Annotated in this window: 15 protein-coding genes and 1 riboswitch; of the genes, 9 read left to right on the forward strand and 6 right to left on the reverse strand. The window is 59.9% G+C overall.

Features of this window, described 5'->3' with window-relative positions; all coding sequences use genetic code 11:
- Nucleotides 1–75 precede the first annotated feature (75 nt).
- From O9H32_RS10700 to O9H32_RS10710, 3 genes are read right to left on the reverse strand one after another with little or no spacing between them, the layout of a single operon-like run.
- Nucleotides 76–996 (reverse strand): ABC transporter substrate-binding protein, encoded by a 921-nt coding sequence (locus tag O9H32_RS10700; RefSeq protein ID WP_269866037.1) that lies wholly within the window; start codon nucleotides 994–996, stop codon nucleotides 76–78.
- A 47-nt stretch (nucleotides 997–1,043) separates the two neighbouring features.
- Nucleotides 1,044–2,057, reverse strand: a complete 1,014-nt coding sequence (locus O9H32_RS10705; RefSeq protein WP_269866038.1) for a FecCD family ABC transporter permease — start codon at nucleotides 2,055–2,057, stop codon at nucleotides 1,044–1,046.
- Between the two features lies 1 nt (nucleotide 2,058).
- A complete protein-coding gene (locus O9H32_RS10710; RefSeq protein ID WP_269866065.1) occupies nucleotides 2,059–2,994 on the reverse strand; it encodes a FecCD family ABC transporter permease in 936 nt (311 codons plus the stop codon).
- Nucleotides 2,995–3,357: 363 nt separating this feature from the next.
- Between O9H32_RS10710 and O9H32_RS10715 the strand changes: the two genes are divergently transcribed.
- Complete coding sequence (locus O9H32_RS10715; RefSeq protein ID WP_269866039.1) at nucleotides 3,358–5,862, forward strand: trypsin-like peptidase domain-containing protein; 2,505 nt, start codon at nucleotides 3,358–3,360, stop codon at nucleotides 5,860–5,862.
- A 397-nt stretch (nucleotides 5,863–6,259) separates the two neighbouring features.
- On the opposite strand, the gene O9H32_RS10720 is transcribed toward O9H32_RS10715, so the two are convergent.
- A complete protein-coding gene (locus O9H32_RS10720) occupies nucleotides 6,260–7,480 on the reverse strand; it encodes a YsnF/AvaK domain-containing protein (RefSeq protein ID WP_269866040.1) in 1,221 nt (406 codons plus the stop codon).
- A 197-nt stretch (nucleotides 7,481–7,677) separates the two neighbouring features.
- Between O9H32_RS10720 and O9H32_RS10725 the strand changes: the two genes are divergently transcribed.
- The 5 genes from O9H32_RS10725 to O9H32_RS10745 all read left to right on the forward strand — a co-directional run bounded on the left by O9H32_RS10725 (nucleotide 7,678) and on the right by O9H32_RS10745 (nucleotide 16,216).
- Nucleotides 7,678–8,331 (forward strand): Bax inhibitor-1/YccA family protein, encoded by a 654-nt coding sequence (locus O9H32_RS10725; protein WP_269866042.1) that lies wholly within the window; start codon nucleotides 7,678–7,680, stop codon nucleotides 8,329–8,331.
- Nucleotides 8,332–8,474: 143 nt separating this feature from the next.
- Nucleotides 8,475–8,556: riboswitch (cyclic di-GMP riboswitch) on the forward strand.
- A gap of 166 nt (nucleotides 8,557–8,722) precedes the next feature.
- Nucleotides 8,723–11,401 (forward strand): putative bifunctional diguanylate cyclase/phosphodiesterase, encoded by a 2,679-nt coding sequence (locus O9H32_RS10730; RefSeq protein ID WP_269866043.1) that lies wholly within the window; start codon nucleotides 8,723–8,725, stop codon nucleotides 11,399–11,401.
- 45 nt (nucleotides 11,402–11,446) lie between these two features.
- The gene (locus O9H32_RS10735) at nucleotides 11,447–12,772 is read left to right on the forward strand and encodes an ABC transporter substrate-binding protein (RefSeq protein WP_269866045.1); all 1,326 of its coding nucleotides are present in this window, start codon (nucleotides 11,447–11,449) and stop codon (nucleotides 12,770–12,772) included.
- 272 nt (nucleotides 12,773–13,044) lie between these two features.
- On the forward strand, nucleotides 13,045–13,929 hold the full coding sequence (locus O9H32_RS10740) for a DUF2167 domain-containing protein (protein WP_269866066.1): 885 nt from the start codon (nucleotides 13,045–13,047) through the stop codon (nucleotides 13,927–13,929).
- Nucleotides 13,930–14,266: 337 nt separating this feature from the next.
- Nucleotides 14,267–16,216, forward strand: a complete 1,950-nt coding sequence (locus O9H32_RS10745; RefSeq protein WP_269866047.1) for a dihydroorotate dehydrogenase — start codon at nucleotides 14,267–14,269, stop codon at nucleotides 16,214–16,216.
- Nucleotides 16,217–16,388: 172 nt separating this feature from the next.
- Here O9H32_RS10745 and O9H32_RS10750 read toward each other — a convergent pair whose 3' ends face one another.
- Nucleotides 16,389–17,015, reverse strand: coding sequence for a CGNR zinc finger domain-containing protein (locus O9H32_RS10750; protein WP_269866048.1), 627 nt, complete (start codon nucleotides 17,013–17,015; stop codon nucleotides 16,389–16,391).
- A 122-nt stretch (nucleotides 17,016–17,137) separates the two neighbouring features.
- Between O9H32_RS10750 and O9H32_RS10755 the strand changes: the two genes are divergently transcribed.
- Both O9H32_RS10755 and O9H32_RS10760 read left to right on the forward strand, forming a co-directional pair.
- The gene (locus tag O9H32_RS10755; protein WP_269866049.1) at nucleotides 17,138–17,575 is read left to right on the forward strand and encodes a VOC family protein; all 438 of its coding nucleotides are present in this window, start codon (nucleotides 17,138–17,140) and stop codon (nucleotides 17,573–17,575) included.
- Nucleotides 17,575–18,492: a pyridoxamine 5'-phosphate oxidase family protein gene (locus O9H32_RS10760; protein WP_269866050.1), complete on the forward strand. Its 918-nt coding sequence runs from the start codon at nucleotides 17,575–17,577 to the stop codon at nucleotides 18,490–18,492. The genes O9H32_RS10755 and O9H32_RS10760 overlap by 1 nt, the downstream gene beginning before the upstream one ends.
- Nucleotides 18,493–18,577: 85 nt before the next feature.
- Here O9H32_RS10760 and O9H32_RS10765 read toward each other — a convergent pair whose 3' ends face one another.
- Entirely contained in the window at nucleotides 18,578–18,889 is a 312-nt protein-coding gene (locus O9H32_RS10765) for a Dabb family protein (protein ID WP_269866051.1), read from the reverse strand.
- A gap of 174 nt (nucleotides 18,890–19,063) precedes the next feature.
- Between O9H32_RS10765 and O9H32_RS10770 the strand changes: the two genes are divergently transcribed.
- Complete coding sequence (locus O9H32_RS10770) at nucleotides 19,064–19,570, forward strand: tellurite resistance TerB family protein (protein WP_269866052.1); 507 nt, start codon at nucleotides 19,064–19,066, stop codon at nucleotides 19,568–19,570.
- Nucleotides 19,571–19,724 lie beyond the last annotated feature (154 nt).

Here is a 19,724-nt window from a genome sequence, read left to right on the forward strand (position 1 = left end):
AGCGGTCCGGAAGAGACTCCGAGACCGCTTTTTTGCTATGGCTATGCGACTTCGGCCTGCGGCCGTTGTGCCCTCTTATTTCGCGAACAGCTTCTCCGCTTCATCCAGCGCCATCTTGCTGCCGAGGGCGGAATAGTCAAGCCAAGGCTGCTCGGGGATCAGGTAAACCTGGCCCGCCTTCACGGCCTTCAGCCCCTGCCACAGCGGGTTGGCCTGCAGCTGTTCGAATACTTTCTTTGCGTCGTCCTCGACATTGACGATCACGAAGATCGCGTCCGGATTGTAGTCCGGCAGCACTTCCTGGGAGACAGTCTCATACGCTTTGTTGATCTTCTCGACTCCTTGGGCCGGCTTCAGGCCGAGATCCTGGAACAGAAGTGGACCGAGCGGCCGCGCCATGCCCATGACCCGGAGTTCTTTGGCCGAGACGCGGATCGCCATGGCCGTGCCGCCGGCGAGCTTATTGGCGATGAGCCCCTTGACCTTCTCGGCCTGCTTCGCGTAATCCGCGATGAAGGCATCGGCTTGCGCTTCCCGGTGCACATTCTTGCCTATCGTCTTGAGGTGGTCGCGCCAGGTTCCCTGGTCGAGCGAGATCACCTCGGTCGGCGCGATGTTCTTATAGCTCGAGATGTCTTTGCCGGCGAAGGCTTCATCCGCATAGATCGTCTCCGGCTTGAGCGCCAGGAGGGCTTCCATATCAGGCTCGGCGGCTACGCCCAGCTTCTTCGTATTCTGAAGGCGGTCCGCCACATGGGGCAGGAAGTCCTTGGCCTTCCCTCCGAGTACGGAGCCGACGGGCGTAATCCCAAGGGCGAGCAGGTTGTTCGTCAAGTGGATCGACAGCGAAGCGATCCGCGGCTCTGCAGCGGCAGGCTGCCCTGCGGCGGCTTGGGGCTGCGGGCTTGTCGCTGCAGGCTGGGCCGCCGGCGAACCGCAAGCGGACAGGGCGAGCAGGGAGAGGATGCCGAGGATCAGAGCGGGTTTTGTCTTCATTAGGGATAGGGATTTCATCATGAGTTGAGGTCTCCTTCTGGGTGTTATTACTTGGTGCGGACAAGCAGATACAGAAAATAGGGCGCTCCCACGGCCGCCACTACGACCCCTGCAGGGATGGATGCCGGCAGGAACAGCGACCGGCCTATCGTATCGGCCGTGACGAGAACGACCAGCCCGATGAGACCGGCCAAGGGCAGCAGGTGCTGATGCTGCGGCCCGGCGAGCCGGCGGGCCAGATGCGGCGCGAGCAGGCCGATGAAGCCGATCCCGCCGGCCATGGCGACGCTGGCGCTGGAGAGCGCAACGGCGGTCAGGAGCAGCAGGATGCGCTGCCGGCGGACCGGCAGCCCGATCCCGGCGGCCGCTTCGTCGCCGAGGGAGAAGGCGTTCAGGAACCGGGCCCGGGTCAGGGCATACGGGACGATGACGGCCATCCACGGGAGGAGGGCCGCCGCATGCTCCGGGCTGCGCCCCCAGACGCTGCCGGCCAGCCACCGGGAGGCGAACGCGTACGTGTCTTCGTCGAGCTTCAGCGAGAGGAAGAGCGTCAGGGCGCCGAACCCGGCGGCGACCGCGATGCCGGTGAGGATCAGCCGGACGGGCAGCAGTCCGCGGGTGCGGTCATGGGCCAGGAGCACGATGAGCAGGGCGGCCGTGACCGCACCGGCGAAGGTGAAGAGCGGAATGAGCAGCGCGGCCGGCCCCTTCATCGCGGTGAAGAAGGAGATATAGACCATGAGCCCGAATCCGGCACCGGCATGCAGCCCCAGGATGCCGGGGTCCGCCAGCGCATTGCGCGAGACGCCCTGCAGGATGGCTCCGGAGAGCCCGAGCCCGATCCCGGCCAGAGCGGTCACGAGGATGCGGGGAAGCCGGTATTCGAACAGGACGAGAGACTCGTCCGGCGTGCCGAAGCCGAAGAGCGTCCGCAGCACGCTGAGCGGCGGGATGCGCATCGTCCCGGTATTGATGGAGAGGAGCACGGCGCAGGCGCCCAGCGCCGCCAGTATGGCCCCCGTCCTCCAGGCCCGCTTTCCTTTGGCGGATAACGAGGGCATGTCAGAGACCGCTCCTTTCTTGACGGGCGAGGTACAGGAAGAAAGGAACGCCGATCATCGCCACCATCACGCCGATCGCCAGTTCCCTCGGCGGATCGGCGGCCCGGGAGGCCAGATCCGCGAGTACCAGGAGGAGGGCGCCGAGCAGGGCGGACAGCGGGAGCACCCGCTTATAATCCGTGCCCGTCAGCTTACGCGCCATATGCGGGATGACGAGCCCCACGAACCCCACCGGACCGACTGCGGACACCGCTGCGCCGGCGAGGAGCACCGCTGCCCCGATGGCCAGCACGCGGGTCCGGCGGGTACGGATCCCGAGATTCACGGCGGTTTCTTCCCCGAGGGAGAGGATCGAGATGGAGCGGGATAAGGGCAGGATGCAGACCAAGGTCCCGAGAACGACCGGCAGCAGCAGGCGCAGATGGAACCACTTCACGCCCGCGGCTCCTCCCGCGTACCAGAAGGCGAGATCCTGGCTTAATTCGTAGTAGATGGCGATCCCGGCGGTCAGGGAGCCGAGCAGGGCGGCGACAACCGAGCCTGCCACCGTCAGCCGCAGAGGCGTCAAGCCGCCCGGGGCCGCGGAGCCCAGCAGGAAGATGAACAAGGTGCTGCACGCGGCCCCGCCGAAGGAGAGCGCAATGAGCGTGCCGTAGGGCAGATTCGGGAAGAAGGCGAAGCTGAGCGCTACAGCCAGCATCGCGCCCGAGTTGATCCCGAGCAGGCCCGAGTCGGCCAGGGGGTTGCGGGTGACGCCCTGCATGAGCGCCCCGGCAGCGGCGAAGGCGGCGCCGAGCAGGGCGGCGCCGAGTACGCGCGGCAGGCGCAGCTCGTGGATGATCTGGTGCGCGGGCAGAGCCGGATCATAAGCGGCGACGGCTTCCCAGACCGTGCCGAACGTCATGTCCTTGGCGCCGAACGATACGGCGAAGAACATGGCCGCGAGTAAGGCCAGCACCGCGGCGAGGAAGACGGCGCTGTGCCGTGTCAGGCTTCTTGCGCCCTGGCCGGCGGCAGGAGAAGAGCAGGGTACGGACATGGATTTCATGTTCGGCGGATTCCTTTACTGTATTTAATCGAGAATAATTATCATTATCATTAATGTATTATAGGGGCCGCTCTTCCCAAAAGCAATACAGTTCCTCCGGTATTCCTCTATTTCGGGACAGAAGATCGAGAAACACTGGAATTAGGTGAATAATACCAGGCCTTAAGACCTATAAATTCTATTGCCAAGCCTACTTCGCTGTGATAGATTTTAGTAGCTATGGAAACTTGAGGCGGGGAGAATTAACGTAAGATGAAGACAACAAGAAGATGGGGTACGAAAGTAATCAAGGCGGCGACAGCAGCCGTGCTCCTGGTTACTTTGGCAGGGCCGACGGTAGTCTTCGCGGACAGCGCCGCGGCAGGGAACAGCTCGAACGCGGCGGTCATCCAGAAGACCACTTCCTCGGTCGTGGCGATCATCGGCAGGCCGGGCGAAGACAAGAAAGTGGAGAGCCGTTATCAGCTCGCGCATGGAACGGGAGTCATTGTGCGCAGCGAGGGGTATATCCTGACTAACGCCCATGTCGTGAAAGATATGCACAATATTACCGTCGTCACTTCGGACGGCAAGTCCTATGCAGGGCGGACAACCCACTATGATGAAGAGAGCGATCTGGCTCTCGTGAAGATCGAAGCTGCGGGCCTGACGCCGGCCACGTTCGCTTCCCCTTCGGACATTCAGGTAGGGGAGCCCGTGATGGCGATCGGGACGCCGCTCTCCTTCGCCCTGCGCAACTCGGTCACCTCGGGGATCGTGAGCGGGATGGAGCGTTCGGTGCAGTCGTCATACAGCCTGATCCAGACGGATGCGGCGATCAACCCCGGCAACAGCGGCGGGGCGCTGGTGAATATGAAAGGCCAGGTCATCGGCATCAACACGCTGAAGTTCGTGGAGCAGGGCGTCGACAGCCTCGGGTTTGCGATCCCGGTCGATACCGTGCAGCATGTGCTCGATCATTTCTTCAAGTACGGCAAGGTCAAGCGTCCTTATCTTGGCCTCGAGCTCAGCGAGAGCTGGGAAGCCGTCGTGGGAATCCCGTCGGGAAGCGGTCTGGAGGTCACCTACGTGGAGGCCGATTCGCCTGCGGCGAAGGCCGGCGTGAAGAAGGGCGATATCGTACAGTCCATCGGTCAAACGGGTGTACATACGCTCGTCAGTTACAATGAAGCACTGAAGAAGTATTTGCCGGAAGAGAAGGTGAATATCGTCTTGCTGTCCGGCGGCCAGTCCAAGACGGTGGAAGTGGTGCTGGGCGAAGTGAAATCGGCCGATGTCAAGCTCGTCCAGGATGCGGCCGGTTCGTATATCGATTCGGATCAGGGCAAGACGCGGATCGGCGACAGCCACTACGGCTGGTCGATGAAGTATCCTGCGGGCCTGATCCAGATGAACCAGTTCGGCGGCAAAGGCGCCGTCACCTTCCGCGATGCGAAAGAGGAGTATGCCATCAGCATCAACGTCGAAGAAGACCAGAGCAAGGAACTGTCGCCATACGCACTGCTTCGCAAGCTGGACGGTAAGTCGCAAACGGTGCTTGAGAAGCGGTATGTGGAAGACGGGACCCAGCCTTACGCCAAACTGGTGGGCAAAACCAAAGGGGACTATTATTACCAGGCGAGAGCCTTCCACAAGGGAGACAAGGTCTACTACCTGACCCTCGTTGTCCAGAATGAGACGAACTACCAGAACAACGCCAAGCGCAGTTTGTACGAAGATCTGCTCGATACGTTCACGCTGTCCTTCGATGCCGGGGATAAGACGCTGAAGGACATCTCTTCCTACCAGGACAAGAATACAATTGCGACGGAGTATGGACTTTCCTTTGATATTCCTGCAGATTGGGAGGACGGGTACGGCGAAGGACTGAGTTATTATCACGAGGAGTCCGGTGTGGACTTCGCGGTGCGCATCAGCTCCGCTTCGTCCGGTGACACCGTCAAAGCTTGGGCGGCCCGGGATGAGGAGAGCTTCAAAGCCTCGTATGTGGAAGACTATCGCCAGGTGGAAGCTCCCGTGGAGACGACGGTGGACGGCGTGCCTGCCCTGGAGCAGAAGTTCGCCTACACGATGGGCGACGAGTGGGAGCATGCCAGGGTCTTGTATATTCTGAAGGACAAGTACAAGTATGAACTGCAGTTCAATTATGCGGAAGGGAAGGATGGCGCGGAGACCGCCCAGAAGACGATCGACAGCCTGATCGCTTCCGTCCACTTCCCGAAGAACGGCATGAATGCCTCCATTGGATTCATCCAGGATGAGAACGAGCTGCTGAAGGACAGCGATACGGTTACCGTGACGAATGAGAAATACGGTTATTCGATTATCGTGCCGGAAGCTTGGAACAGCTTCGATCCCGAGGATCTCGAGGACTACTATTCCGCTTACAGCAGCCTCATGGCCCGCAGCCGTTCGTTCTATTTCAACGGAGGCAGCATTAAGCTGTCTGCCGATGAGAACGGCAGCCTGTCCGATACCGTGGGCGCTATCGAAGCGGAGCATAAGAAGAACCACGAGATCGATGCGGATTATGTATATACGCTGACCGATGAACCGCTCCTCGGACTGACGGTGAAGAAGTTCGCCCTGCAGTACGTGAGCAGCGATATCCCGTACACGCTGAATCAGTATGTGTTCGAGAAGAACGGCATCGTCTACACGATGGAAGTGCGGGTCAATGACGCGGTGAAGACCGATGCGCTGTGGCAGCGGATCGGACAGGTGGTCGGATCGGTCACCTTCCAGGATCCGAAGTAACCCAGCATGAATAGGAAGGCACCTGCCGGTTGAACCGCCGGCTGGTGCCTTTTTACTATGCCTGCCTTAGTAAGGTTCACCGCACCGGAGAAAAAATATTCCAGAAGGGGGGCATCCACCGCAGCGGCAAGCGGGAACGTGCGGTTCCCTGCCGGCAATTTGTATGCAGGCAGCGTATCGGCGGGAGAGTAAGGGGCCCCAGGGTAAGGACGCGATGCGGCCCGAAGTAAGCCGGATCCTTCCGCAGGCCGGACCGGTCGGCGGGACCTGCCTTACCGAGTGCCGCCTGTTCCGCAGACGCAGAAGCGGCCGGCTCCACACCCAAAAGCAGTTCCCCGCCTTGGGGAACTGCTTTTGGGTGTGGAGGCATGGATGCCGCAGCATCCGTTGCCTGGGTTTAGCGGCGGTTGCGGTTCAGCAGCTTGTCGTCGGAGTCGACGAGATCGCCTTTGACCGTTGTGTCGCCCGTTCTGTCGACTACGGCTTCCTCGCGCTTCACCGTATCCGACACCTGCTGCGTCTCGGTGACTTCCCGTTTGCCGATGGCGACTTCGCCGGTCACTACCGGTTTTTTCGTCACCTCGACGCGCTCTTCCGTTACCGGAATGCGGATGACTTCTTCTTCGCCCAGCGGCGTATTGTCCGTGCGGCCATCGGTCACATCGCGGCGCTCGATGTACACTTCCTCGCGGCTCACCGGCACATTGATCGTCTTCTGGTCCTCGATGATTTCTTTGCGTACGCTGACCTCACCGGACTGCACGCGCTCCTTATCGACCTGCAGACGCTCTTCGCGCAGACGCAGCTCGCGCTCCGTATCGGTCTCGTTCAGCGGGGAGTCCAGATTCGTGCGGTTCAGGTCAGCTGTCGCCGTACCGTCCAGAGACTGGCCGTATACGCTGACGTTAGCGGCATCCGCACTACCGGTGTAGGGGCGGTCCACTTCGCCGTCCAGACGGTCTACGGCATTCGCCGTTTTATCCGCGGCGCCCTTCACGGCATCCTTCGTCTTCTCCCAGCCGCGTTCTACGGCGTCGCCTGCACGGTCCGCCGTACGGCTGATCGCATCGCCGGCGCGCTCCAGAGCGCTGTCACTGTCCGAGCGGTACGAATAATCCGAGCCGTACCGGTCCGCGTTCAGCGAGTTGTTGGAACGGAACGTCCCGAAGGCATTCTCGTCGCGTACCGCATTGGATTCGACGAGCACAAGGATCTTGCCTTCTTGTACGTAGGCGTCATAGTCGCGCGCTTCGTCTTCCGGAATGCCGAGGCCGATCAAGCCGCCGACGATCCCGCCTGCGCCTGCCCCTACAGCTGCGCCTGTCAGAGCGGCTGCAATCGGGCCGGCTGCGATAATCGGGCCTACACCCGGGATCGCGAGCGCTCCAATCCCTGCCAGCAGGCCGGTTACTCCGCCAAGCATCCCGCCGGCTGCGGCACCGGTAGCGACGCCTTCCTCCGCCTTGGAACCCGTCTCATCCTCGATATGATCGAGACCGCCGCGGTTCTTGCCGACTACCGAGATATCATCGGCACTGTACCCCTGATCTTTCAGCTGGTCAATAACGCGAATCGCTTCTTCCTCTGTATTGAATACACCGACAATTTGCTTGCTCATTTGAATAACCTCCCATACCGTCATTTGGATTGTGGAGCCCTTGTTCCAGCGGCCCTGTCACGTTTACGCTATGTATTTACCCGGGCTTGTCTGCTCTCAAACAAGGATAGAAGGGCAGGCATAACGGGCATATTGACGTAATATACAATAGACAAGATAATGAAAGAAATTCTAGCTCTGGAAAGGGGCCCTGCACTATGCAGCAAACATTAACGTATTCGGACCGGGGAAGCTTCTCGCACGTCCTGCGCATCTTCTCCCTGTCGCTGCTCGTATCCTTCGTGGGCACGCTGGTTGGCGCCGCCTTCGTCCCGCCCGCACTTGTTCCGGCCTTCATCGTGGCCGAGCTCCTCATGCTTGTAGCGGCGTTCGTCCTCCGGATGAGGGGCAAGCACATCGGGTATGGGTTCCTCTATGCCTTCACCGGCATCTCCGGCGTGGCCTTGTACCCGGTCATTCAACATTACGGGGGCGTGCTCGGCGCGAACGTCGTATCGGGCGCCTTCTTCGCCACCGCGGCGATCTTCGGGGGCCTGGCCTGGTATGCGCACCGCTCCCAGCGGAACTTCTCGTTCCTCGGCGGCTTCCTCTTCGCCGGCACGATCGGCCTTATCCTCATGAGCTTGATCGGGATGTTCGTATCGATGGGGCCGGCCGTCAACCTTTTGTGGTCCACGCTGGGCATCCTGATTTTCAGCGGATGGGTGCTCTATGACGTGTCCCAATACCGGGACGGGGTGGAAACGGAAGAAGTGCCGCTCGCCGCGCTCAACCTGTACTTGAATTTCATTAACCTGTTCCTGTACATTCTCCGTTTCCTGGCAGCCATTGCCGGAGGCAACCGGAATTAGACGGATAACGGAGCGGTAGAAGACGGTCTCACGGAGCCTTCCGGGGGACCGTTTTTTTATGAGAGATCCATGTTTTTACCACTAGGAATTTAGGAGGAAAAAAGGAGGATTTTGCAGATATATGTCGAAAACTATAATAGAACGATCGAAAAAAGCAAACCATGCGAAAGCATGGGACGCAAAGCCACGGGTCTAACGCGAAAGCATGACAGCCGGGCTGCCGAAGTCAGCGAGGGAACGATACCTGGAGCTGCCTTAGGGCGCTCCTTTTCTTTTGGATGCAGCTGATGATAACAACAACTTGACCTATTCTGAAGAACAAGGGCGCCGGGGGAACTCTCCCATGCTTGCCCGGAAGGAGAGTTCCGCCTATGGATGAGGGTGAATACATATGAAGAGCCTGGTGAAGATCAAGGCGGGGATACGGACGATAGACCTCATAACGTTTGCCGTGTGCCTGGTTCTCGCCCTGTTGAGCGCGTCCCGGGAGCTGCAGCTGGTGTACGGCATTTCCTTTTCCTTCGCAAGCATCTTTCTCTTGACCTCCTTGCGCCTCTTCGGTCTGGGGGCCGGGGTGGCGTCAGCCGCAGCGATTGCGGTCTTCATGGTGATGGGGGCCGGGGAACCGGTGTACGAGGGGGTGGTCCTGTTCGCGGAGGTGCTCTTCCTGGGGCTGATCTCCTCTCCAGGCCAAGCCAATCTGGCCCGGTGGGACTTCGTGTACTGGATCGCTATCGGGCTTCCCCTGATCTATTGGTCCGGAGCGGCTTTCTATGGAGCGGATCACCACCTCCTGCTGCCCGTCCTGATGTTCTCGATCACGAATGGCGTGTTCAATGCACTGGTGGCGGATATACTTCTGCGGCATGTGCTGCTGCCGGCGGGCATCGGCCCTTCCTCGGAGCAGGGACGGATGCTGTCGCTTGGGCAGCTGCTCGTTCATTTGTCCATCGGAGCACTGATTCTTCCCTATATGATTTATATCGTCATGAGTTCGTGGTGGTCCTACGATACCGCCGTTCAGAATTCCAAAGGATTGGCGGTCAATACGGCGAACAGCATCATCGAGGAGCTGGGCCAGTGGGAGGAAGAAGATCTGGTCGGGATCAAGCTTATGGGAGCCGTCCAGCTTGGCCGTCTTCAGGATATGGTCAACAAGCATACGTCGGAGACGCTGTTCCAGATTACGATCACCAATACGAACCAGCGTATTCTCGCAGGCAACGGTACGGGGGCGGTACCTCGGCAGCTCTTCCAGTGGAGAGAGGGCTACGAGATTGTGCCGCTCGGGGAGCGGTTCTTCCAGCGCCTGCCGGAGGCGAAGCCGGATATCCTGCCGACCGAGAGGTGGCAGGGAGGCGGATTTATGCTCGTACAGCCGCTCGAACCGCTTCCGTTTCACTTGTACATCCAGGTGCCTACCGCCTCCTATCAGGACCAGGTTTTCCGGGAATATGAGAGCCAGCTCCGGTTCCTGCTGCTGTTCGTGGTCTGTGTGACGCTGCTCTCTCTCTTCGTCCAGAGGGTGCTGATCCGGGCGCTCTCCCGTCTGACGGAGGCGACGACAGGCCTGCCGGAGAAGCTGAAGAGCCGGCAGAGCGTGGAGTGGCCGAGCAGCCGCATCTCCGAGTTCCACTACCTGATATTCAATTTCCGGGAGATGTCGGTGAACCTCAGCCGCATGTTCCGGGAATCGCAGGAGAACAACGCCCGGCTCGAGGAACAAGCGGAGCAGCTCCGCCGCTCCGAGGAGAAGCTGCACCAGCTCGCTTATTACGATGTGCTGACGGGACTGCCGAACCGCTTGTACTTCATGAACTATCTCCGGGAGCTCATGGAGCGGGAGAATGCCGAAGAACGCACGGTGGCCGTTATGTTCGCCGATCTCAACCGGTTCAAGCAGATTAACGACACGCTGGGCCACGCGGCGGGCGACGAGCTGCTGCAGGCGGCAGCCCAGCGGTTCGCCGTCAATGCTTCGGAGGGAACGAAGGTCTTCCGCCTCGGGGGCGACGAATTCGTGCTCGTGGTAGAAGGGGCCGATGAGTCCTTGCTGCGCCGCAAAGCGCAGCGGATCTTCGCTTCCTTCGCGGAGCCGGTCGTCCTCCAAGGGACTTCCGTCTATGTCTCGACCAGTCTCGGCGTATCCATCTTCCCCCGTGATGGGCAGGATATGGATACGATCGTCAAGAATGCGGATATGGCCATGTACCATGCCAAAGAACAGGGAGACAGCTGTATCCGGTTCTTCGACGAACCGCTGCAGGTCGGGGCTACGGAGAAGCTGCTGATCGACACGGGTATCCGGGAGGCTCTGCAGCAAGGGCAGTTCCGGCTGCATTACCAGCCGAAGATCAGCGGAGCGACAGGGAAGGTATGCGGGATGGAAGCGCTCATCCGGTGGCAGCATCCGGAGCTTGGCGCGGTTTCCCCCGACCGGTTCATCCCGCAGGCGGAAGAGTCCGGTCTCATTCTGGATATCGATAAGTGGGTGCTGAGGGAGGCCTGTCTTCAGAATAAGGCCTGGCAGCTGCAGGGGCTTCCGGCGCTTCCTATAGCGGTGAATATTTCGGCCCGGCATTTTGAAGAGGGGAACCTCGCCCGGCAGCTTCAAGGGGTACTCGAGGAAACAGGACTCGATGCCCGGTACATTTCACTCGAATTGACCGAAGGGGTATTCATTAAGAATGTGGACGGCGTGATCGATACGATCGAGCAGATTAAGGATCTTGGGGTTCAGATCTCGATCGATGATTTTGGGACAGGCTATTCCTCGCTGAGCCAGCTGCTGCATCTGCCGATCCATCACGTGAAGCTGGACCGGTCCTTCATCGAGAATGTCGCGGCCGACGGGAAGAAGTCTTCGGTCGTCAAAGCGATCATCGAGCTGGCGCACAGTATGGGGATGCGGGTGGTGGCCGAAGGCATCGAGACGCAAGGCGAGCTCGACTTCTTCATGGAGCATCGGTGCGACGAGCTTCAGGGGTACTACTTCAGCCGGCCGCTGCCCTCATCGGATTTTGCACGGCTCGTATCCCGTAATGAACCGCTGCTCGTTCGTCAGAGCTGACTGTCAACAACCTGTGAATCGGAACGCAAGAAAAGGAGAATGTACATGAAGCTAACCGTATGGAGCCGCTGCGCCGCAGTCATTCTGGCCGTGAGTCTAACGGTGCTTGCCGGCTGCGGCAAGCCTGCAGGCGATGCGGCCCAGCCCTCGCAGGAGACAACGCCCGAGGTCCAGCAGGGGCCCGTGGAGCTTACGCTGTGGACGTACTATGAGAACGGATGGCAGTCGACAATCGATGCTTTCCGCCGCGAGCATCCGAACATCGATATCAAGGTAACGTCGTATCCTTTCGCCGAATACGCCCAGAAGTACCTGAGCGCATTGGCGGATGGGACAGGTCCGGACATCATGCTGGTCGACAGTGCGCACTTAGGCGATTTTGGCGCGATTGAAGGGGTGGAGAACCTGCTCTCGCCCCCGTACGATGCGGGCCGCTATAAGGCGGACTTCAGCCCATCGATGTGGGACAGTATGATGTCCCTGGACGGCAAGAGGCTGATCTCGCTGCCGCTGGATACGGCTCCGTCGGTGACGTATTACCGGGCGGATCTGCTCAAGGCCTACGGTTTCCCGGACGAGCCCGAAGCGCTGGGGAAGTTCATGGAGAATCCGGACAACTGGCTCGCGATCGGAGAAGAGCTGCAGAAGCACGGCTCCTACATCGTCCAGTGGGAGAGCGATCTGATTCATCTCCACGAGGCAAGCATGCCTTTCTTTGACCGCAGTCTGAACTTGATGCGGAATAACGATACGATGGTGCGTGCGCTGGATATAGCCAAAACGGTGAACCAGAAGGGATTGGACGCCAACGTGGATATATGGACCGAGGTGGGAGAGAAAGCCGTGAAGAGCGGCAAAATCGCCATGTTGTATCTCGGGACATGGGGGGCCGACCAGATCCAGGCCTGGGCGCCGGAGCAGGAAGGCAAGTGGCGGGCTACCCGGCTGCCGTTCGGTCTCTATGGGTTCGAGAATTCTTCCAGCTTCATTCTTCCTTCCGAGGGCAAGCACAAAAAGGAGGCGTGGCAATTCGTCGAGCATACGGCAACGGTAGCCAGCAAGAAGGGCGAGGGAGGCGGCACGCATGCTTATCTTCCGTCCCGGGGCAATGCCAATGTCATGGCCCAGACGAACCCGTATATGGGAGGCCAGCACACGAACGCCTTGTACGAGAGCCTGGCCGGACAGATGAAGGAGCGTATGGTGACGCCGCTCGATACGAAGGCCCAGGAGATATGGACCGACGGCATCCTGAGCGGCATTGAGGCGAATACGGACTCCAAGACGATCCTCGAAGGGATCGAGAAGGAGATCGGGAAGAAGCTAGGACGGGACAAGGAAATCCTGCTCCAGTGGCAGAAGAACCAGTAACGGCTTGGCGGGCGGGGGAACCTGCCGGCAGACAAGCCTTATCATCCAGCCTCCCTCATGGAGAAACGGGGGCCGGATGAACCCAAAAAGAATCACGTCCCTGGGGGGATGTGGTTCTTTTTGTATTAAATCTTTTGTTTCTAAAGGAAATTTAAGAATGGGAAGAGAATAACCGGTTCCTTTCGTAGGTCTTTCGTAGTACACTGGATAAGCCCTAGGCACCCAGATAATTACATAGTGATCGCAGGAGGGAACAGGAATTGGTTAGAAAGATGATTGTGGCAGTGGCATTATTCTGTATGCTAGGTACGACGGGGTCGATATGGGCCTCTGAAGAGAAGACTTACCCGTGGGTAGAAGGTCCGAAGAAGGTGGATCTCGGCAAGGTATCCCAGGTGGAGCTGGATGCCCCGTTCGTATTCTTGGACGGCGAGAGCACCAAGCGGATGCTGACGGACAGCAAGGAACATCCATCCGGCCGGGAGATCGGAAGTATATTCCCCAAGGACCCCGATCAGCAGTGGAGCGTGTTCTTCGAGTATGAAGAAACAGGCCATGTCGAAGATGACGAGAAAGCCAAGCTCGATTCGGACGACATCCTGAAGAGCTATAAAGAAGGTACGGAGGAGAGCAACAAGGAACGGGCAGCAGAGGAGCGTATCCATGTCACCGGCTGGGACATCCAACCCTTCTATGATGAGAAGACGCATAACCTGACGTGGTCCATGCTGGCGGAGACCGAGGCGAAGGAGCCGCTGCTGAATTACAACGTGCGGCTGCTGACACGGGAAGGCGTCATCTCCGTAATTCTGGTCTCCGATCCCGCACACCGCGAGGCGGACCGCAAGGTGCTGACGGAAGCCATTCTGCCGAAGATCTCCATGAAGCAAGGGGAGCGGTACGAAGATTTCGACCCGGCCAAGGACAAGGTTGCCGAATATGGTCTGACGGCGCTCGTGCTTGGCGGCGCAGGACTTGCCGTAGCGAAGAAAGTTGGCCTGCTCGCTATGATTCTTCTCTTCGCCAAGAAGTTCGGCGTGATCCTTCTGGTCGTGCTGGGCGGGGCATGGAAGTATCTCCGCGGCTTCTTCGGCCGGAAGAAGCGCGGGGAGCAGCCGCCTGCCGAGCCATCGTCAGGCGAACATACGAATCTCTGAATAAAGGAACGACAGGGTCGGGGCGGCTGAGGCTCCGGTCCTTTTTTGGGATGCGCGCTTAAGTAAGCCAGGCACAACGAGGTTGATGCATGTCACGAGGAAGTCCTCTCCATGAAGATGGGTGAAGGCCTCCTATTTATTGCCTCTGATCCTAAGCAACATATTCTTGGGCATGAACTCTATACTTTACAGGGGAACAAATAATCATTAGTCTGGGTGGTGTGGTTATCATTGCCATACCTGGAAGAGTTCTTATACTTATGGCTATTTCTAAAAGAGTCTGGTTGGTATGGATGGATGGAATCTTATTCGACGGAAGGTGAAAGGAGGAGCGCGCATGCCCGATTGGTCCTACCAGTCCTTGTTCCGTCCGCTTCTATTCCGGCTTCCCTCGCTGGCCGCCCGCGATATCACGCTGGGAGCGATGGGTCTGCTCAGCCGCATTCCCGGCGGTACGTTCGTCATCAAGACGCTGGGCTACATGGAATCGCATCCGATCCTGGAGAGCCGGCTCTTCGGCATCACCCTGAAGTATCCTGTCGGCTTAAGCGGTTCGCTGGATGTGTACGGGACCGCCCAGAAGGCGCTGGCCCAGTTCGGCTTCGGCTTCATCGAGATCGGGCCGGTGACCCTGCGGGAAGTGGAGGCCTCCCTCCCGGTCGGGAGGAATGCGGAGGAGGAGACCCTGCGGTATCCGGAGCCCGCCGTCAACGGGGGGCTGGATAGCCTGCTACGGCAGATGTCCCGCGGTGCAGGCCATAGTCTGCCGCACTTCTTCCGTCTCTGTCCCATGCCCGGCGCTTCTCCGGCGGAAGCCAAGGGCCAGCTGCTGGAGATGGCGGCGAAGCTGGCTCCCTATGCGGCAGGCTTCTATATCGACGTGCTCACACCTGAGACCAGGGATACCTGGACGCTGGAAGAAGCGGCCGGGGTGCTGCGGGCGGTGCGGGCCGCCGGACGGATGCCGCCGGAGGAAGGCGGCCGCCCGATGCTGTTCTACCTGCCTCTTGACTTCACGGCAGGAGGGTTCGCGGCGCTGCTCCCCATCCTGCGGGAGCAGGCTTGGGACGGCCTGGTGGTAGGCGAGGCCATCTATTCGGCCGACGGAAGCGCGCATATCGGGCGGGAGGGGCTGGAGCCAGCCTTGGGACAGCTGCGGCGGATCCGCAGCGGGCTGGGGCCGGAGCTCCCGCTGATCGCCGCAGGCGGGATCCACCAGCCGCAGGATGCGCTGGATGCGGTGGAGGCGGGAGCGGACTGTGTCCAGCTGCACAGCGGTCTGGTGTTCTCGGGGCCGGGCCTGCCGAAGCGGATCAACGAGGCGCTGATCTACGAGAAGGTGCGGGAGGCCGCCCCGCCCGTCCCGCCGACGTTCTGGTCGCACTGGAGGTGGATGTGCCTGCTCGGTCTGGGAATGATCCTCGGCGGCGTAATCGCCTGGCTCATTGCCGCTACGACGGTCGTGCTCCCGTACGACATCGGCTATCTCGGCATGGATCCCCTGCTGCTCAGCCTGGCGAACAGCGGCATCCTCCCGTTCATGTCCCATGACCGGGTCACGCTGGCGGGAACGATGATCTCGATCGGCATCGTCTACTTTCAACTCGCCTATCACGGCCTGCGCTTGGGCCAGCACTGGACCCGTACGGCGCTTCTGACCTCGGGGCTTGTGGGCTTCAGCTCGTTCTTCCTGTACCTGGGTTACGGTTACTTCGATCCGCTGCATGCGCTGGCGGCCGCGGTGCTGCTGCCGATGTTCGTGCTGGCGATGCGCGCGCCCGCCGATCTGCCGTCGCCTGAGCCAGCGAATCTGCACAATAGCAAGGCTTGGCGGCGTGCGCAGGCAGGGCAGTTGCTGTTCGTCATGCTGGGCTTCGCCTTGGCTGCAGGCGGGGGGGTCATTGCCGGGATCGGCATCACCCGGGTCTTCGTGCCGACGGATCTCGAGTACTTGTGCGCCACGCCCGAGATGCTAGCCGCCATCAATGACCGGCTCATCCCGCTGATCGCGCATGACCGGGCAGGATTCGGGGGTGCGCTGTTCTCCGATGCGCTGGCCGTGCTGATTCTCTCCCTCTGGGGCATCGGCCAAGGCCGGAGGTGGGTATGGTGGACGCTGGCGCTCGGCGGTCTGCCCGCATTCCTGGCGGGGTTCAGCGTCCATTATACAATCGGCTATACGAACTTCGTTCACCTGCTGCCTGCGTATGTTGCCTTCGCCCTCTATGCGGGCGGACTCGTGCTCCTCTATCCCTACATGATGAGAGAGGTGCCCCGCCGGGTATGAACTCCGCACTCTGTCCTGAGATGAGGGGGCGGCTCCGGCTTCAGGAACAGGGGCTTATGCGGATGGGAAGGAGCATGCTGCCGCAGCAGGACAGCCGGGAGAAGAGCCGGCCGGAGAGCGGCCTGTACTCTAGAGGCATGAGATCGTGGAACAAGAGCCGGCCTTGCCCGGCTTAGACAGGCTCTGTGCCGCTTCCCTCGGAAGCGGTCTTTTTTTTGCGCTTGTAATGCATGCCGACTTTGATCCGGTTGCCGCAGCCGGCCATGGAACACCAGCGTCGCGATTGGTTGCGGCTGTTGTCGTAGAAGTACAGGATGCACGCGTGATTCTCGCAGCGCTTCAGCTTGCCGGGCTCCAGCGACTGCAGGAACAGTGCAGCTTCTTCCCAGAACAGCCCCGGCAGATGCTCCAGTGTGTAGAGGCGCTCCGTACGGAAGGGGGAAGGCTCCCCAAGCACCTGAAGACAGCCGGAATAACGCTGCAGCGCTTCGTTCCAGAGGAGGCGCATGTTCTCATCCGGCCAGGTTTCTCCGCGGAGGAGGCTCTCGAACCCCTCTTCCAGCCGGCGGCGCAGACCGAGAATCTCATGGTGCAGCTCGTTCTCCTGTTCAGCCGCAAGTGGAAGCTCCAGGCCGCGGATCAAGTGGCCGCGGCCGCTTTCCTGCAGCCAGCTCCGTATATCTTGGAAGGTGGGCAGCAGCTCAAGGCGGGTTCCCGCCGACATTTTGCGTGTATTGATAAAGTCGACTACCCAGTGGTTGCCGATCCATAGAAAAGCGGATGATTGTGAATGCTCCATAGAGGTGACCTCCTTGTTGTTCTTTTATTCTAACCTGTAAATTGGGTATTTACAAGTTAATCCAATCGCGTTATGATAATGCCCGTAAGAGAATTATGATGGTTAGAAAAGGAGATGGAAGTATGAAAACAGGTCATGTCGGGTTGAATGTTACGGAGCTGAACCGTTCGGTGGACTTCTATGTATCGGTGTTCGGATTTCAAGTGAAACACCGTTCGGATGAAGAGGAGCGGGCCTTCGCCCTTCTCGGGGACGACAGCGGGCTTATCCTCACCCTGTGGCAGCAGAGCGGGGGAGTTTTCGACACAGGCAGACCGGGCCTGCATCACCTGGCTTTCGAAGCGGCTTCCATCGAACAGATCCGGGGGATCGAGGACCGGCTCCGTGCGGAGGAAGTCCCGCTGATCTATGACGGCGTAGTGCTGCATGGCGAGTCCTCCGCTTCCGGCGGCATCTTCTTCCTCGATCCTGACGGCATCCGGCTGGAGATCTATGCGCCGGAAGGCGTCAACGGACACCAGCATGCCAAGGCTGAAGGGCCGGCCTGCGGCTTCTTCTGATGAGTTTCCATGAGGGGGAACTCCGGATGCAGGAGCGCGCCGGCGTGGCCGAGATTGCGCGCAAGGTGGGGGGAGGCATCCGCCGTACGATCCCGGCACCGGCGAAGCTCTTCCTCGAAGCGCAGCCGCTGCTTCTGGCCGGAGCGGCGGCCGGGGACGGGCGGGTCTGGGCTTCGCCCCTGAGCGGCAGTCCGGGCTTCCTCTCCGTGCCGGACGAGAGGACGATGCGGGTCGGTGCGCTGCCGCTGCCGCAAGATCCTCTGGGTCCCGTGCTGCTGCCCGGGGCACGGGCCGGGTTCCTCGCGGTCGAGTTCGCGACCCGGCGGCGGATGCGGCTGAACGGCATGGTGACGCAGATCGATGAAGCGGGATTCGCGGTCTCAGCCGAACAGGTCTACGCCAACTGCCCGAAGTACATTCAACTCCGCACCTGGGTGGAAGAGGAAGAGGGGAGGGGCGGCGGTCCGCCGAAAGCGAAGCGCCCACAGGCCGCCCGGGAGCTGTCGGCAGCGCAAGCAGCGTGGCTCGGCTCGGCGGACACCTTCTTCATTGCAAGCCGTCATCCCGGAGAAGGGGCGGATGTATCCCACCGCGGAGGAGCCCCCGGCTTCGTGCGGGTGACGAACGGGCGGACGATTCTTTTTCCGGACTACGCGGGCAACGCCATGTTCAACACGCTCGGCAACCTGCTGGTTTCGCCGGAGGCGGGCCTGTTGTTCCTGGATTTTGAACGGGGGGACGTATTGCAGCTCTCAGGCCGGGCATCGGTGGAGGAGAACGGGGATTCGCCAGCGGACTTCCCTGGGGCGGAACGCGTAGTGCGATTCGAACTGGACGAGGTGCGTCATACCCGGGGGGCGCTTCCCCTGAAGTGGAAGTTCGGCGGATATTCGCCCTTTCTCCCCGGGACGCTTTGAAGTGAGAACGCCGAATAAGCTTAGTCCCTTGGCCTTGGTGCGGCCGTGAGGCTAAGCTTATTCGGCTGGAAGGAGGCGGATCTCCTTACCGGGCGATGGGATAGTCGAGGACAATAACATTCTGCAGGATGCCTTCGAGGGATTTCACGAATGCCTGGTGGAGCGGGTGAGGGCCGTACTCGCGAAGCGCTTCCTGGCTTTCGAACGTCACCCGCAGGCCGAGCGTGTAGCCCTGGATCTTATCTTTTTCCTCCGTCACGTTCAGGCCGGCGGTCAATTCGACGATACCGGGGATCCGTCCTTTGAAGGAGTGAAGCATCTCCAGCAGTTCGCGTTCTTTGTCGGGTCCGATCTCCTCAGTGAACTGAAAAGCGACGATATGTTCAACCATCGGCATGTCCCACCATTCCTTCCTTTTTGCTACCATGATACCCGGCTTTGGACGCCAGCACAAGAAAGAGGGATATTTGCGGTGAGTCGGTTGAAACCATTGCGGAGCTCGTCCGTATGAAACAGTACCGGAGCGGCAGAGGCCGCCCAGGGCTACATATAATCAGGGAGGTTTCCACTCATGGGTTTGTTCGATATGTTCAAGGGAGATAAATCAACAGAGGGCATGACGCCTCACTTTGCCTTCGCGACTTCGCTTCTGTACATGATGCAGTCCGACGGAGAAATGGACAACGAGGAAGTGGGCCAGTTGCTGGCGGTGCTCGGCGGCGAGAAGTCGGGCGGCACGATCGGCGTAGGCGCGAACAACCGTGCACTGCTCGACCGCGCGCTGAAGTACATCCGCTCGAACTCCGTGGATAACTTCCTGAAGGAAGCGGCCCCGATCCTGACCGATGCACAAAAAATGTGTATCCTGGTCAACCTGGTCGACTCCTCGCTGGCCGATGGCGAGCCGGAGCGCCAGGAGCAGGAGCTCTTCGCGAAGTTCCTTACGGCCTTCAACATCACGGAGCAGCGCTTCACGCCGTTCTTCGAAGTCATCATGCTGAAGAACGACCGTTCCGTCTTCATGGACCAGAGCCATCCGAAGAACCAGCCGGGCTACCAAGTCAGCCTGAACGTGTAAGCAGGGAAGAAGAGAAGTCCGGGGCATCTGCCGAGGCCACTGAAGAACTAACGCTTTTTCATCGGGAGTCTCATAGAAGTTACAAAAAAGACATCTGCCTCCATTTTTTAGGGAGCAGATGTCTTTTTTAATGGCTCAAAACGGGTTTGCCCGA

The organism is Paenibacillus caseinilyticus (assembly GCF_027533645.1).
GTDB classification, from domain to species: Bacteria; Bacillota; Bacilli; order Paenibacillales; family NBRC-103111; genus Paenibacillus_G; species Paenibacillus_G caseinilyticus.

Coding starts and splice junctions, on each gene's coding strand:
- O9H32_RS10770 (WP_269866052.1), top strand. CDS start 19,064: ATGGGTTTGTTCGATATGTTCAAGGGAGATAAATCAACAGAGGGCATG.
- O9H32_RS10760 (WP_269866050.1), top strand. CDS start 17,575: ATGAGTTTCCATGAGGGGGAACTCCGGATGCAGGAGCGCGCCGGCGTG.
- O9H32_RS10755 (WP_269866049.1), top strand. CDS start 17,138: ATGAAAACAGGTCATGTCGGGTTGAATGTTACGGAGCTGAACCGTTCG.
- O9H32_RS10750 (WP_269866048.1), bottom strand. CDS start 17,015: ATGGAGCATTCACAATCATCCGCTTTTCTATGGATCGGCAACCACTGG.
- O9H32_RS10715 (WP_269866039.1), top strand. CDS start 3,358: ATGAAGACAACAAGAAGATGGGGTACGAAAGTAATCAAGGCGGCGACA.
- O9H32_RS10725 (WP_269866042.1), top strand. CDS start 7,678: ATGCAGCAAACATTAACGTATTCGGACCGGGGAAGCTTCTCGCACGTC.
- O9H32_RS10730 (WP_269866043.1), top strand. CDS start 8,723: ATGAAGAGCCTGGTGAAGATCAAGGCGGGGATACGGACGATAGACCTC.
- O9H32_RS10710 (WP_269866065.1), bottom strand. CDS start 2,994: ATGTTCTTCGCCGTATCGTTCGGCGCCAAGGACATGACGTTCGGCACG.
- O9H32_RS10765 (WP_269866051.1), bottom strand. CDS start 18,889: ATGCCGATGGTTGAACATATCGTCGCTTTTCAGTTCACTGAGGAGATC.
- O9H32_RS10720 (WP_269866040.1), bottom strand. CDS start 7,480: ATGAGCAAGCAAATTGTCGGTGTATTCAATACAGAGGAAGAAGCGATT.
- O9H32_RS10745 (WP_269866047.1), top strand. CDS start 14,267: ATGCCCGATTGGTCCTACCAGTCCTTGTTCCGTCCGCTTCTATTCCGG.
- O9H32_RS10700 (WP_269866037.1), bottom strand. CDS start 996: ATGAAGACAAAACCCGCTCTGATCCTCGGCATCCTCTCCCTGCTCGCC.
- O9H32_RS10735 (WP_269866045.1), top strand. CDS start 11,447: ATGAAGCTAACCGTATGGAGCCGCTGCGCCGCAGTCATTCTGGCCGTG.
- O9H32_RS10705 (WP_269866038.1), bottom strand. CDS start 2,057: ATGCCCTCGTTATCCGCCAAAGGAAAGCGGGCCTGGAGGACGGGGGCC.
- O9H32_RS10740 (WP_269866066.1), top strand. CDS start 13,045: ATGATTGTGGCAGTGGCATTATTCTGTATGCTAGGTACGACGGGGTCG.